The sequence below is a fragment of the Bradyrhizobium sp. 1 genome (genome assembly GCF_023073315.1).
Lineage (GTDB): Bacteria > Pseudomonadota > Alphaproteobacteria > Rhizobiales > Xanthobacteraceae > Bradyrhizobium.
On the sequence record NZ_JADPJH010000022.1, the window covers coordinates 345,636 to 359,487 of the forward strand.

At 65.5% G+C, this 13,852-nt stretch carries 11 protein-coding genes; 5 read left to right on the forward strand and 6 right to left on the reverse strand.

Translation table 11 applies throughout. The features are described 5' to 3' along the window. The 3 genes from IVB29_RS18330 to IVB29_RS18340 form a co-directional block, all read right to left on the reverse strand. Positions 1 to 1,860: a TRAP transporter large permease subunit gene (locus IVB29_RS18330; RefSeq protein ID WP_247504769.1), complete on the reverse strand. Its 1,860-nt coding sequence runs from the start codon at positions 1,858 to 1,860 to the stop codon at positions 1 to 3. 1 nt (position 1,861) lies between these two features. After that, positions 1,862 to 2,893, reverse strand: coding sequence for a TRAP transporter substrate-binding protein (locus tag IVB29_RS18335; RefSeq protein WP_247504770.1), 1,032 nt, complete (start codon positions 2,891 to 2,893; stop codon positions 1,862 to 1,864). A gap of 340 nt (positions 2,894 to 3,233) precedes the next feature. After that, entirely contained in the window at positions 3,234 to 3,677 is a 444-nt protein-coding gene (locus IVB29_RS18340) for a DoxX family protein (protein WP_247504771.1), read from the reverse strand. Positions 3,678 to 3,773: 96 nt separating this feature from the next. On the opposite strand from IVB29_RS18340, the gene IVB29_RS18345 reads away from it, so the two are divergent. The 3 genes from IVB29_RS18345 to IVB29_RS18355 all read left to right on the forward strand — a co-directional run bounded on the left by IVB29_RS18345 (position 3,774) and on the right by IVB29_RS18355 (position 8,254). Beyond that, positions 3,774 to 4,694 (forward strand): LysR family transcriptional regulator, encoded by a 921-nt coding sequence (locus IVB29_RS18345; RefSeq protein WP_247504772.1) that lies wholly within the window; start codon positions 3,774 to 3,776, stop codon positions 4,692 to 4,694. Between the two features lie 146 nt (positions 4,695 to 4,840). Beyond that, positions 4,841 to 6,334: a caspase family protein gene (locus tag IVB29_RS18350; protein WP_247504773.1), complete on the forward strand. Its 1,494-nt coding sequence runs from the start codon at positions 4,841 to 4,843 to the stop codon at positions 6,332 to 6,334. Between the two features lie 246 nt (positions 6,335 to 6,580). Further along, positions 6,581 to 8,254: a SulP family inorganic anion transporter gene (locus tag IVB29_RS18355; RefSeq protein ID WP_247504774.1), complete on the forward strand. Its 1,674-nt coding sequence runs from the start codon at positions 6,581 to 6,583 to the stop codon at positions 8,252 to 8,254. A 90-nt stretch (positions 8,255 to 8,344) separates the two neighbouring features. Here IVB29_RS18355 and IVB29_RS18360 read toward each other — a convergent pair whose 3' ends face one another. Both IVB29_RS18360 and IVB29_RS18365 read right to left on the reverse strand, forming a co-directional pair. After that, the gene (locus tag IVB29_RS18360) at positions 8,345 to 8,701 is read right to left on the reverse strand and encodes a hypothetical protein (protein WP_247504775.1); all 357 of its coding nucleotides are present in this window, start codon (positions 8,699 to 8,701) and stop codon (positions 8,345 to 8,347) included. Between the two features lie 49 nt (positions 8,702 to 8,750). Further along, entirely contained in the window at positions 8,751 to 10,175 is a 1,425-nt protein-coding gene (locus tag IVB29_RS18365; RefSeq protein WP_247504776.1) for an FAD-linked oxidase C-terminal domain-containing protein, read from the reverse strand. 86 nt (positions 10,176 to 10,261) lie between these two features. On the opposite strand from IVB29_RS18365, the gene IVB29_RS18370 reads away from it, so the two are divergent. Continuing rightward, positions 10,262 to 10,771: a thioesterase family protein gene (locus tag IVB29_RS18370; protein ID WP_247504777.1), complete on the forward strand. Its 510-nt coding sequence runs from the start codon at positions 10,262 to 10,264 to the stop codon at positions 10,769 to 10,771. A gap of 56 nt (positions 10,772 to 10,827) precedes the next feature. Here IVB29_RS18370 and IVB29_RS18375 read toward each other — a convergent pair whose 3' ends face one another. Next, positions 10,828 to 10,998 (reverse strand): DUF1328 domain-containing protein, encoded by a 171-nt coding sequence (locus tag IVB29_RS18375; protein ID WP_247504778.1) that lies wholly within the window; start codon positions 10,996 to 10,998, stop codon positions 10,828 to 10,830. 240 nt (positions 10,999 to 11,238) lie between these two features. Here IVB29_RS18375 and IVB29_RS18380 point away from each other — a divergent pair, with 240 nt between their 5' ends. Continuing rightward, the gene (locus tag IVB29_RS18380) at positions 11,239 to 13,848 is read left to right on the forward strand and encodes a UvrD-helicase domain-containing protein (protein ID WP_247504779.1); all 2,610 of its coding nucleotides are present in this window, start codon (positions 11,239 to 11,241) and stop codon (positions 13,846 to 13,848) included. The last annotated feature ends 4 nt before the right edge of the window (positions 13,849 to 13,852 follow it).

Sequence of the window (13,852 nt, forward strand, 5' to 3'; positions counted from 1 at the left end):
TCAATAGCCAAACGCCCGCGGGAGCGCCGTCGAGAGCCATGGCACGAAGGCGATGACGAGCAGGCACAGCGTCAGCAGGCCAAGATAACCCATGATCGGCTTCACCGTCTGCTCGATCGGCACGTTGCCGATCAGGCAGGCACCGTAGAGCCCGAGCCCGAGCGGCGGCGCGAACAGGCCGATGCCCATCGCGATCACCAGCACGACGCCGAAATGCAGAGGATCGATCCCGAGCTGCACGGCGACCGGCAGCAGCAGCGGCCCGAAGATGATTAGCGCGGCCGCGCCCTCCAGCACCGAGCCCATCACGATCAGCACGCCGATTGCGAGCAGGATGAACAGCCAGGTGCCTGATGTCTTGGACAATCCGAGCATGAAATCGCCGACCGCATGCGGCACCTGCTGCAAGGTCAGCGTGAACGCCAGCGACTGCGCGGCGGCGACGATGAACAGAACGAGCCCCGCGCGCGTCGCTCCCTGCACGAAGCTGTCCGCAGCGGATTTGAAGGTGAGCTCGCGGAACACGAGACTGCCGACGACGAGCGCGTAAGCCACGGCGAAGGCCGATATCTCGGTCGCCGTGGCAAAGCCGCTCTTGAAGCCGAAGAAGATCATGAAGATCAGGCCGAACGCGGCGATCGCGCCGCTCCACAGACCCGACACCGGCGCCTGCGGCTCGACGTCCTCGGCCTCTGCCGGCGGCTTGCCGAAGATGATGGACACCGCGATCAGGACCAGCGCCATCAGCGCCGCCGGCAGCAGCCCTGCCATGAACAGCCCGCCGATCGACAGGTTCGCGACGAAGCCCAAAATGATCAAATTGATGCAGGGCGGAATGGTTTCCGCCATCACCGCGGATGCGGCGAGCAATGCCACCGCGCCACCCGGATTCTGCTTCGAGCGGCGTGCGGCCGGGATCAGCACGGAGCCGACTGCGGCAACGTCGGCCATCTTCGAGCCCGAGATGCCCGAGAATAGCACCATCGACGCCACCATCACGACGTTCAGCCCGCCGCGCATGCGGCCGACGCCACGCTGCAACAGCTCGATCAGACGCACCGACATGCCGTTGGCTTCCATGAGGTAGCCGACGAGGATGAAGAAGGGGATCGCGAGCAGCACGAAATTGTCGATGCCGCGCGCCATCTGCTGGGCGAAGATGACGCCGGGCAGCGTGCCCTCGACCCAGATGAAGACCAGCGCGGCCAGCGCCAGCGCAAAACCGATCGGCAATCCGCCGAACAGCGTTGCGAAGAAACCGATCAGCATCAGCGTGCCCGCCGACGGCACCGTGGACGGCGACAGATAGTCCCAGGCCAGATAAAGGCCGGTGACGATGACGATCGCAACGAGGCCCCTGACGATGTCGGGCAGCGGCCGCGCGCAGAGATGGTCGATCGCAAACACGGTCATGAACACCGCACCGACGCCCATCGGATAGAAGGTCAGCTCCAGCGGCAGGCCGGATCCGGTGGTCTGGCCGGCCGTGAGCGAACCCAGCTTGATCGCGTTAAAGGCGACATAGCCCGAGATCAGCACGATCAGCAGGGCGCTGGCGGCATCGACCAGCGCGCGCAGCCGTCGCGGCAACAGGTCGCGGAAGAACGACACGCCGACATTCTCGCCGCGCGCGAGTGCGCTCGCAGCGCCAAAGAAGGCCGAGCCGACCATCAGGCCGCGCGCGACGTCATCCGACCATTCGACCGGCGCATTGAAGCAGAAGCGCAGCAGCACGGAGCCGCAGACGACCGCGAGATCGGCGGCCAGAAGGATGGCCGCGATCACGTCGCTGCAACGTAGCAGCAGTGCAATGCTCCCGTGGCGGCCGCCCGAGAGCGGCACGGCGGCTGTTATCGTCATCTCAAGCTTGCGTCGCGCGGATGATGTCGATGACGGCCTTGGAGTCCGGCCGTGCCTTGATGAAGTTCTCGTGCTGCGGCGCGACGCGCTTCTTGAAGGCTTCGCGGTCGCATTCGGCGACCGTCACGCCCTTCTCGGTCAAAGCCGCCAGCGCTTCCTTCTCGACCGCAAGCCCATGGGCACGGGTGTCGACCGCGGCCTTCTTGGCGGCATCGAGAAAGCCGTCGCGCAGCTTCGAATCCATGCGGTTGTAGGTCATGTCGCTGAAGTAGATCGCGAGCGGCGAAAAATTGTGCTGCGTCAGCGCGTAGAATTTCGCCGTCTCGAAGAACTTGCTGGCGAGGATCGTCGGCGGATCATGCTCCAGGCCATCGAGCACGCCGGCCTGCAACGCCGTGTAGATTTCGCCGAAGGCCAGCGGCGTCGCGGCAGCGCCCATCAGGCGCAGGCACTCCGTGATGACGGGATTTGGCAGCGTGCGGATCTTGAGGCCGGCGAGATCCTCCGGCGTCTTCACCGGCTTCCTCGCCAGCACGCTGCGTGAGCCGAAATTATAGGCCCAGGCGATGATGCGGATGTTGCTGCCCTTGAGCAGGGCATCCTCGATCGGCTTGGCGGCGCCGGAATCGAACGCCTTCGTCTGCTGCGGGAAACTCGAGAACAGAAAGCCGAGATCGAAGGTGCCGACCAGCGGCACCAGATTGGCTGATATCGACGATCCCGACACCATGAGGTCGATGACGCCGAGCTTCACCGAATTGATGACGTCGATCTCCTGGCCGAGCTGGTTGTCGGGGAAGAAGGCGACCTCGACCTGCTCGCCGAGCCCGTTGCCCTTCAAATTCTTGACGAGGTTGTCGTAGTAGACGCGGCCGTTGGCGAATTTGGGATCGTTCGGCAGCGAGGAGGAGCATTTCAGCTTCAGCGTCGCAGCTTCGGCGCGGCCGATGATCGCGGGAGAAAGCACGAGGCCGGCGGTGACCGCCGCCGATGACTTGATGAACGCGCGACGGTTCACGGGCACGATGGTCATGGTGCGGTCTCTCTCCGATATTTTTGTTTACGGCCGCGATCGTTGCCGCAGCCTGTTGCGCGGACTGTATGGCCAAAGCGACGGCACAGGCAAGGGACGCGGCCGGGGTGCCGCGATGGCGCGAGCGGCCGGCACATCGGCAGAGACCGCAGCGGAACGCCGCTATTTAAAGCTGTTTTCGATCATGCCGCACGGCAGCGATAATACCTGCCATGCAAGATTGACGCAGATCGATCCAATTCTGGCATGGATCAATGCCGAACGCAGATTGATGGGCACGCAGCAAAAAGAGCTGCGGGATCGTACCCCGCAGCTCTTATGTTCGAACGAGTTGGTGACGTCAGCGCGAATGTGCACCGCTGAGCTGCCCGCTCGCCGCCGCGACGTCGCGGGACGGACGCAGCGCATAGGCGCCGTCGCCGAGCAGGGCCTGCGCCCCGAGCGCGATCGCCCAGAAGGCGGGGAATTCCCAACCGCCCTTCGGATTGGTGAAGAAGAAGCCGGCGGCGCCGTGCACGGTGAAGATCGCGCCGAGCAGGATCGGAATGCCGGCCAGCGCCGCGTAGCGGGTCCAGACGCCGAGGATCAGGGCGAACCCGCTCAGCACTTCCACGGTCATGATGAGATAGGCGAGCTCCGGCGGGAAGCCGAGGCTGCCGAAGAACTTTGCGGTGCCGGCGGGCGTGAACACGAACAGTTTCAAACTGGCATGGGCGAGGAAGAGTGCGCCCAGCGTCACGCGCAGCACGAGCGCGGCGTAGGGGGCGGTACGGGAATCGATCATGGCGGTCTCCTTTGCTGCACTGCGCTATGATCTATTCCCATTTAAATGATAATCGGCTATTTTGGAATTATACTTCACACCAATAGAGTGAGATATATGCTCGACCGGCTGACCAGCCTGGAGGTCTTCGCCAAGGTCGCCGCGATCGGCAGCCTCTCGGGCGCGGCCCGGGCCATGGGCCTGTCGCAGACCATGGTGACCAAGCATGTCGCCGCACTCGAGGCGCGGCTCGGCACCAGGCTATTCCACCGCACCACGCGGCGGCTATCGATCACCGAGGCCGGACGAAGCTATCTGGAATCCTCGGAGCGCATCCTCGCCGACATGGAGGCCGCCGATTCCGCGGTCGCACGCGAACGCGTCGAGCCGCGCGGGCTGCTGCGGGTCAACATGCCCGTCGTGTTCGGCACGCGGCAGATCGCGCCTGCGATCGCCGAGTTTTCGGCAGCTCATCCCGAGGTCACCGTCGAGCTCGGCCTCAACGACCGCCTCGTCGATCTCGCCGAGGAAGGCTGGGACCTCGCGATCCGCATCGGCAAGCTGCGTGACTCCAGCATGGTCGCGCGGCGGCTCGCACCGAACCGCCTGGTCGTCTGCGCCGCGCCCTCATATCTCGAAAAGCACGGCACGCCGCGCAGCGTCGCCGACCTCGCCGGACATAATTGTCTCGGCTACACGCTCTCGCAGCAGGCGAGCGCGGCGGAATGGCTGTTTGGCACGGATGGCGAGATCCGCGTCCAAATCAGCGGCACCTTGCGCGCCAACAATGGCGATGCGTTGCGCGCGGCGACGCTGGCCGGCCTGGGGCTGGCGCGGCAGCCGACCTTCATCATCGCCGACGATCTGCGCGCCGGCACGCTGGTCGCGCTTCCGCTCGACCAGCCGGAAATCCAGACCTCGGCCGTGCATGCCGTCTACCTGCCCGATCGCCGGCCGCCGGCGAAAGTGCGCGCCTTCATCGACTTTCTCGCCACGCGTTTTGCGCCTGTCACGCCCTGGGACCGCGGACTGTTCTGACGCCGGCTGGCCTGGCGCGCCAATTCCGGCAGTTCCTCTGCCCCATTTTGCCGCAGCTCGCAGCGTGAGATAGCGCACAGACAGAATCGTGGCGGCCTCCTAGAAAAGGTGACATCCTCGCGCGCATTGCCGATGGAGGAGACACCATGCCCCGTCCAGTCCTTCGCAATTTATTCCTTGCCTCCAGCCTTCTTGCGCTCACGCAATTGATGACGCCGACAGATGCCGCGGCCGAAGCGCGGCTCGCGCTGGTGATCGGGCAATCGGCCTATCGCACGGTGCCGGAGCTGCCCAACGCCGCCAATGACGCCAAGGGCATGACGGAGCTGCTCGGCAATGCCGGCTTCACCGTCACCGCGGCACCCAATTTGTCGCAGAACGACATGCGTCAGGCGATCTCGGATTTCGCCGGCAAGGTCAGCGCCAGCGGTGCCGACACAGTCGCGCTGGTATTCTACGCCGGCCACGGCCTTCAGATCGACGGCGAGAACTATCTCGTGCCTGTCGATCTCGATCCCAAGCGCGAGGCCGACATTCCGCTCCAGGGCGTGCGGCTGAACGATCTGCTCAACACGCTCGGCGCGCTGCCGACGCGCGCGCGCATCTTCATGCTCGATGCCTGCCGCAACAATCCGTTCCCCGCGCTCAGCGGCGCCGGCCACGGGCTTGCGATCGTCGACACCAAGGCCGGCGCGCAGGGCACCTTCATCTCCTATTCGACATCGCCAGGCGCGGAGGCCGAGGACGGCTCCGGCGCCGACAGCCCCTACACCACCGCTGCGCTTTCGGTCGCCAAGCAACCGAACATCCCGATCGAGGAAGTGTTCAAGCGCATCCGCATCGCGGTTGCGCAGTCGACCGACGGACGGCAGATTCCCTGGGAAAGCTCCTCGCTGACGACCGACTTCAAATTCTTCGGCGGCGAGAGCAGCAGCCAGCAACCTCCTCTTCCTGGCGCATCGTCGATGGCGCTCGCCGGCGGCACGCGCAGCGTCGCCGACTGGCGCAAGGATTTGCAGGGCAAGGACCCGAAGGTCGCCTATGAGCTCGTGCTCACCGACGACACCGTGGAGGCGTATCAGGCCTATATCGAGCTCTACGCCCAGGACACCCGCACGCCGCGCCTGCGCACCATCGTGGAGCGCCGACGCCAGATGCTGGCCTGGGAGCGTGCGACCGCGATCAACACCCGCGCTTCGTTCGAGGCCTATCTCAACAACTGGGACAACAGCGACCTCGCCGCAACCGCGCGCCGGCTGCTGCTCCGCGTGCAGAACCGCAACTATGCCTTGCCGGTTGCGGCTGCTGCGATCCCTGCTCAGATCGCCGTCGCGATGGCACCGACCTGCCCGTGCTCGACGCCTACGCCGCCAGTCTCGCCGGTCAATCCGACCGTCGCGCCGATCATCAAGAAGCGCGTCGACGACACCCCGCCGAAGCGCAAGGTCGTCGACACGCCGCCGAAGCCGCGCCGGCCGCCGCCCGACGAAGTGGTCTACGAGCGCGCGCCGCCCCCCGGCCCACCGCCGGAAGCCGTTGGTGTCGGAATCGGGATCGGTCTCGGCATGGGAATGGGCATGGGGGGGCGCGGCGGCTACGGCGGCCCGGGACGCGGCGACAATTATCGCAGCAGGTACTGAACTCATTGCTCGCTCGCCTCTCGTGCCCCGGCCGCAGCGCAGCGCCGCTTCGGCGGTGCGCTGCAGAGCCGGGGCCCACATTGCGACGTAGTGTGCGGCACGATGGGTCCCGGCTCTGCGCAGCAATGCTGCGCATTGCAGCGCGTCCGGGACACGAAGGTCGCGGATATTCGCGCCCACCACCTTCCAATCGGAAAATGCTGTAGTCTGACCGACTGACGCCAGCCTGCCAGGGATTCCACTTCGATGCCGCACGACGCTTACGCCAAGCATGCCTGGCCGCTATTCCGCTCGCTCGCGTCCTATTCCGTGCCCGGCGATCTCATGGCGGGGCTGACGCTGGCGGCGATCGCGATCCCCGAGCAGATGGCGACCGCACGGCTCGGCGGGTTCGCGCCGCAGATCGGCTTCTTTGCCTTCATGGCCGGCTCGCTCGGCTTTGCGCTGCTCGGCGGCAATCGCTTCCTGTCCTGCGGCGCCGATTCCACGATCACTCCGATCTTTGCCGGCGGGCTCGCCGCGTTGGCCGCCGCCGGCTCACCTGACTATCAGGGCCTTGCGATCGCGCTGGCGCTGATGGTCGGCGCAATGATGCTGGCCGGCGGCGCGTTTCGTCTCGGCGGCATCGCCAATCTGCTGTCGATGCCGGTCATGGTCGGCCTCCTCGCCGGCATCTCCGTCCACATCATCATCTCGCAATTGCCGGGCGTGCTGGGACTTCCGTCACCGAGCGGCCCGACGCTCGATCGCATCGGCGTGCTCGCAACCGAACTCGGCCGTACCAATCCCCTCACCTTCTGCATCGGCTTCGGCGTGCTGGCGGCGGTCTTCATCTCCGAGAAGATCAGCCCCAAAATTCCGGGCGCGCTGATCGGGCTGGTCGCGGCGACGCTGGCCACCATCGCGCTCGGCCTCGAAAGCAAGGGCGTCAACGTCGTCGGCAGCGTGCCGGGCACGCTGCCGCGGCCGACCTTCCCCGTGCTTGCGCCGGAGCAATGGGTGCACCTGGTGCCGCTCGCTTTCGTCATCACCGTCGTCGTGATGGTGCAGACCGCCGCCACCACGCGATCCTTCCCGTCCGATCCCGACAAGCCCGCCGATGTCGACCGCGATTTCCTCGGCGCGGGCGCAGGCAGCGTGTTGGCCGGCCTGTTCGGCGCTTTTCCCGTCAATGCCAGCCCGCCACGAACGGGGATCGTTGCCGAGACCGGCGGACAATCGCAGCTCGCGGGCCTTGCCGCCGCGGCCATCGTGCTGGCGCTGCTCGCATTCGGCACCGGACTGTTGCAGCACGTTCCGGACGCCGCCCTCGGCGGCATCCTGCTGTTCGTGGCGCTGCGCATCATCCGCCTGAAGCAGATCGTCACGATCTACAAGCAGTCCTTCAGCGAGTTCCTGCTGATCGCGGCGACCGCGGCGCTGATCATCGTGCTGCCGATCCAGCAGGGCGCATTCCTCGGCATCGTGCTGTCGCTGCTGCACGGCATCTGGAGCACCACGCGCGCCAAGCTGATCGAGTTCGAGCGCGTGCCGGGCACCACGATCTGGTGGCCGGCGCATCCGCACATCACCGGTGAACGCATCGCCGGCGTCGCCGTAATCGGGCTCCAGGCGCCGCTGTCCTTCCTCAACGCGCCGGGTTTTCGCAGCGACGTGACCAAGGTGCTCACGACGTCGACGCCGCAACTGCTGGTGCTGGAGGCCAGCGGCATGGTCGAGATCGACTTCACCGCCGCGCAGATCCTGCTCGACGTGTTCAAGGCGTGCGGCGAACAGGGCGCCACCGTCGCGCTGGCGCGGCTGGAGTCAGTCCGCGCGCAGGACGCGTTCGAGCGGTTCAAATTGTTCGATGTGCTGCCCCGGGAGCACGTCTTCCACAGCGTCGATGAGGCCGTGCGCAAACTGGCAAAAGTGGAATAGTTGGGTACACCGGCTGAGCCGCGAACTCGCTGCAACCTCCCCCGCAAGCGGGGGGAGGGAGCGCACCTTCACTGCGGTTGCAATCAGCGTTCACTGCGCCAGCGTCGGGTGATCGCGCTGGATCGTCTCGCGGATCCAGCTCGCATGGATCGCGCGGAACAGGATTTGCGCGGTCTTGAGGTCGTCCGCCTTCATGCAGAGATCGACGATGCGACGCACCGCGTCGTCGCGCATCAGCGCGTCGGAGATCTTCATCGCGATTTCCATCGCGACTTTTGCCGCGCGCTCGTAGCGCTCATTTTCGCGCTTGTCATTGCAGGCGGCCGCGCTTGCGGCCGCGGCCTCGCAGATCGCGCGGATGCGCTCGGCGGCTTCGATGTCGCCGAGCGGTCCTTCGATGGCCTCGTCCCAGATGTCGTGTCGCGTCTTGCGCGCGAACCAGCGCATTGCCCGCTCCGTCTGATGGAGCGAGCATAAACGGCGGCGACCTCGCGCGCTATGCCTCCGGCACGATCTTGCCGGGATTGAAGATGTTTTGCGGATCGAGCGCCTTTTTCAACGCCCGCATCGCATCGATCGCTTCGGGGCCGAGCTCAGCCTTGAGATATTTCTGCTTGCCCTGGCCGATGCCGTGCTCGCCGGTGCAGGTGCCGTCCATCGCCTGGGCGCGCTCGACCAGGCGATGCATGAACTCCTCGCCGCGCGCCATCTCGTCGGCATCGTTGGTGTCGCAGACCAGCGAGCAGTGGAAATTGCCGTCGCCGACATGGCCGACGATTGGCGATAACAGATTGAGACGCTTGAGGTCTTCCTCGGTCTCGTTGACGCAATCAGCCAGACGCGAGATCGGCACGCAGACGTCGGTCGCGACCACGCCGATGCTGTCGCCGGGGCGCAGCGCCTTGACGGACCAATAGGCGTCGTGCCGCGCCTGCCACAGTTTTGTGCGATCCTCCGGCTTGGTGGTCCAGGAGAAATCGCCGCCGCCGTACTCCTTGGCGATTTCGCCGAACGCCTTCGACTGTTCGGCGACCTCGATCTCGCTGCCGTGGAATTCCATCAGCAGCAGCGGCGTCTCCGGCAGAGTCAGCTTCGAATAGGCATTGCAGGCCTTCACCTGCGCAGCATTGAGCAGCTCGATGCGCGCCACGGGAATGCCGGTCTGGATCGCCAGGATCACGGCCTGACACGCCCCCTGCACGGTCTCGAACGACACCGCGCCGGCCGCGATCGTGTCGGGGATGCCGCGCAGCCGAATGGTCAGTTCCGAGATGATGCCAAGCGTACCCTCGGCGCCGACGAACAGATGCGTCAGGTCGTAGCCCGCAGACGATTTCTTGGCGCGTGTGCCCGTGGTGATGATCTCGCCGTCGCCGCGCACGACTTTCAGCGCGATCACGCTGTCGCGCATGGTACCGTAGCGGACCGCGTTGGTGCCGGAGGCGCGGGTCGAGGCCATGCCGCCAAGCGAAGCGTCCGCGCCGGGATCGATCGGGAAGAACAGGCCCTGGTCGCGCAGATGCTCGTTGAGCGCCTTGCGGGTGACGCCGGACTGGATCACGCAGTCGAGGTCCTCGGCATGTACCGCGAGCACCTTGTTCATGTCGCGCAAATCGATGCAGATGCCGCCGGCGGGCGCGTTGACCTGGCCCTCGAGCGAGGTGCCGGTGCCGAAGGCGATGACGGGCACGCCGTTCTTGGCGCAGATCCGCACCACGTCCTGGATGTCGGCAGTGTCCTGCGCCATCACCACGCCATCAGGCGGCTGGTTGACGATCCACGTGGTGGTATGGCCGTGCTGCTCGCGGACGGCCTGCGAGGTGATGAGCCGGTTGCCGAAGCGTGCGGCAAGCTGCTCCAGCGCGCTCGCGAGGGCTTTCGGCGCCGGCCGCGGCGGATTATTGGTGATGGTGGTGCCCACGGAAACTCCTCCCGACGAGATGAACCGTGGCAAAGGACATCTAACCGGTCAAGTCAAGCGACCGGACGCATAGCAGGGAATGAAACATGCCGGAGACCGCTGCCGCAGCAACCAAGGTCGAGCCGTTCCGGTCCTCGATCATGCAGATCGAGCCGCAATGGATCGACTATAACGGCCATCTCAACATGGCCTATTACAACGTGATGTTCGACCGCGCCATCGACGAACTCTGGCTCGAGCTCGGCATGGGGCCGGCCTACAAGAAGGAGCGCCATGGCTCGACCTTCACCGCCGAATGCCATGTCCGCTATCTGCGCGAAATCCATCTCGGCGATCCCGTGCGGATTCTGGTGTGGCTGCTGGAGGCCGACGACAAGCGGCTGCACACGTTCGAGGAGATGCGGCATGCGACCGAGGGCTGGCTGTCGGCCACCTCGGAAAACATGTCGCTGCACATGGACATGACGGCCCGGCGCGTTGGGCCGTTTCCGCCCGATGTTCAGGAGCGCATCGTTGCGGTCACCAAAGCCCACAGCGCCGCGACGCGGCCCGAGGGAATCGGCCGGAACGTGGCGATGCCCTCGAAGCGTGCATGATCCGGAAAAGTGTGAAGCGGTTTTCCGGTAAGATCATGCACCGATCATAGACTCCGCTAGATCCTGCGGCCGCGGGCCAATCCGACCACGGCCGAGACCAGGAACAGGACGATCGCGACGAAGAAGATGATCTTGGCGATTTCGATCGATGCGCCGGCGAGGCCGCCAAAGCCCAGAATACCGGCGATCAGTGCGATAACCAGAAACGTCGCAACCCAGCTCAGCATGGTCAAAACCTCTATTTCGATGACTGTCTGCGATCGGCGCGGCTGGCGCGCCTCACTTGTTCAAACAATCTCCAATGCGGAACATTGGTTCCTGCCCGCGGCCGCCGGAAATTCGCACATCGATCAGGAACAAATCGGTCGTCCGCGTACGTGGAAAACCCCTGATCGCGCCCCCATATAGGCAACAATCCCTGTTAAGAAGGCTCCCTTCCACCACCCCGCGGTGCCATCGTGGGGCCAATGATTCGCATGACCGAGCCGAGCAAAATCACGTCCCAGAGCGTCCCAGACCACCAGCCCGCTGCCGGCGGCATCGCCGCGCGTGCGCGCGCCTCTGTGGGCCCGAAATATCTGGCCGGGCTCAATCCGGAGCAGCGCGAGGCCGTGGAGACGCTGGACGGCCCGGTTCTGGTGCTGGCCGGCGCCGGCACCGGCAAGACACGGGTGCTGACCACGCGCATCGCCCATATCCTGAGCCAGGGCCGCGCCCGGCCCGCCGAAATCCTGTCGGTGACCTTCACCAACAAGGCCGCGCGCGAGATGAAGCACCGGCTTGGCCAGATGCTCGGCCATGCGGTCGAGGGCATGCCGTGGCTCGGCACCTTCCACTCCATCGGCGGCCGCATCCTGCGCGCCCACGCCGAACTGGCGCAGCTCAAGTCGAACTTCACCGTGCTCGACACCGACGACCAGGTTCGTCTGCTCAAGCAGTTGCTCCAGGCCGACAACATCGACGACAAGCGCTGGCCGGCGCGCATGCTGGCGGGCCTGATCGACGGCTGGAAGAACCGCGGCCTGACGCCGTCGCAGGTGCCATCAGGCGAAGGCGCCGTCTTCGCCAACGGCAAGGGCGGCAAGCTCTATGCGAGCTACCAGGAGCGGCTGAAGATCTTGAACGCCGCTGATTTCGGCGATTTGCTGCTCGAAGACATCCGGATCTTCCGCGAGCATCCGGATATCCTGCGGCAATACCAGCAGCGCTTCAAATTCATCCTGGTGGACGAATATCAGGACACCAACGTCGCGCAGTATCTGTGGCTGCGGCTGCTGTCGCAAGCGCCGTCGGCTCCGTCCTTCACCTCGCCCCGCGTGCGGGAAGAGGTCGCATCGCCCGGCAGCGCAATTGCGCGCCTGAGCGATGCGGGTGAGGAGGACTCTCCACAAGCTGAGCTCGTGGAGACAGCCCCTCTCCCCGCAAGCGCGGCGCGGGAGCAGAAAGCCCCTGTCAAAAACATCTGCTGCGTCGGCGACGACGACCAGTCGATCTATGGGTGGCGCGGCGCCGAGGTCGATAACATCCTGCGCTTCGACCACGATTTCCCCGGTGCAAAAGTCATCCGCCTCGAACGCAACTACCGCTCGACCGGCCACATCCTCGCCGCCGCCTCGCACCTGATCGCGCACAATGAAGGCCGACTCGGCAAGACGCTGCGCACCGAGGACCATGACGGCGAGAAGGTCACGGTGACGGGCTCGTGGGATTCGGAAGAGGAAGCCCGCGGCATCGGCGAGGAGATCGAGCAGATCCAGCGCAAGGGCGACAAGCTCAACGAGGTCGCGATCCTGGTGCGCGCGTCCTATCAGATGCGCGAATTCGAAGACCGTTTCGTCACGCTCGGCCTGCCCTATCGCGTCATCGGCGGCCCGCGCTTCTACGAGCGCGCCGAAATCCGCGACGCGCTGGCGTATCTGCGCGTGATCAATTCGCCCGCCGACGATCTCGCCTTCGAGCGCATCGTCAACACGCCCAAGCGCGGCTTGGGCGACGCCACCGTGCAGATGCTGCACGACCACGCCCGCAAGCGCCGCATTCCACTTTTCGAAGCCGCCCGTGCCGTGGTCGAGACCGACGAGCTGAAGCCGAAAGCGCGCGGCAGCTTGCGCGACGTCGTCGCCAATTTCGACCGCTGGCGCGCCCAGCGCGAGGTCACCGCGCACACGGATCTCGCCCAGATCGTGCTCGACGAGAGCGGCTACACCGAGATGTGGCAGAAGGACCGTTCGGCTGATGCCGCGGGCCGGCTGGAGAATTTGAAAGAACTCGTGCGCTCGATGGAAGAATTCGAAAACCTGCAAGGGTTTTTGGAGCACATCTCGCTGGTGATGGACCGCGACAGCGGCGCCGATGAGGACGCGGTGTCGCTGATGACGCTGCATTCGGCCAAGGGTCTCGAATTCGACAACGTGTTCCTGCCCGGCTGGGAGGAAGGCCTGTTCCCGAGCCAGCGCACGCTGGACGAACAGGGCCGCGCCGGCCTGGAAGAAGAGCGCCGGCTCGGCCATGTCGGCATCACCCGCGCCCGCCGCCGCGCCAAAATCTATTTCGCGACCAACCGGCGCATCCATGGCACCTGGACGACCACGATCCCCTCGCGTTTCCTCGACGAATTGCCGGCGGCCAATGTCGAGATCACGGAATCCAAGGGCGGCTCGGCCTGGGGCGGCACCGGCGGCTACGGCGCCTCGCGCTTCGACGACATGGAGGCGTTCGGCTCGACTTATTCGACGCCGGGCTGGCAGCGCGCGCAAGCCAACCGCAACCGGGGCGGTGGTCGCAATGGCGGCGGAAGCGGCGGCTTCGAGGAACAGGCGTCGACGTTCTCGTCCTCATCCTCATCCGGACCCGATTTCGGCAGCTTCTCCTCGCGCCGCCGCGGGCCGATGACGATCGAGGGCGAGCTGGTCGCCAAATCCACCGGCACGACCTCGGAATTCGCGCTCTCCGACCGCGTCTTCCACCAGAAATTCGGCTACGGCCACGTCACCAGGATCGACGGCAACAAGCTCACCATCCATTTCGACAAGGCCGGCGAGAAGAAGGTCGTGGACAGTTTCGTGCAGCGGGCGTGAGGCC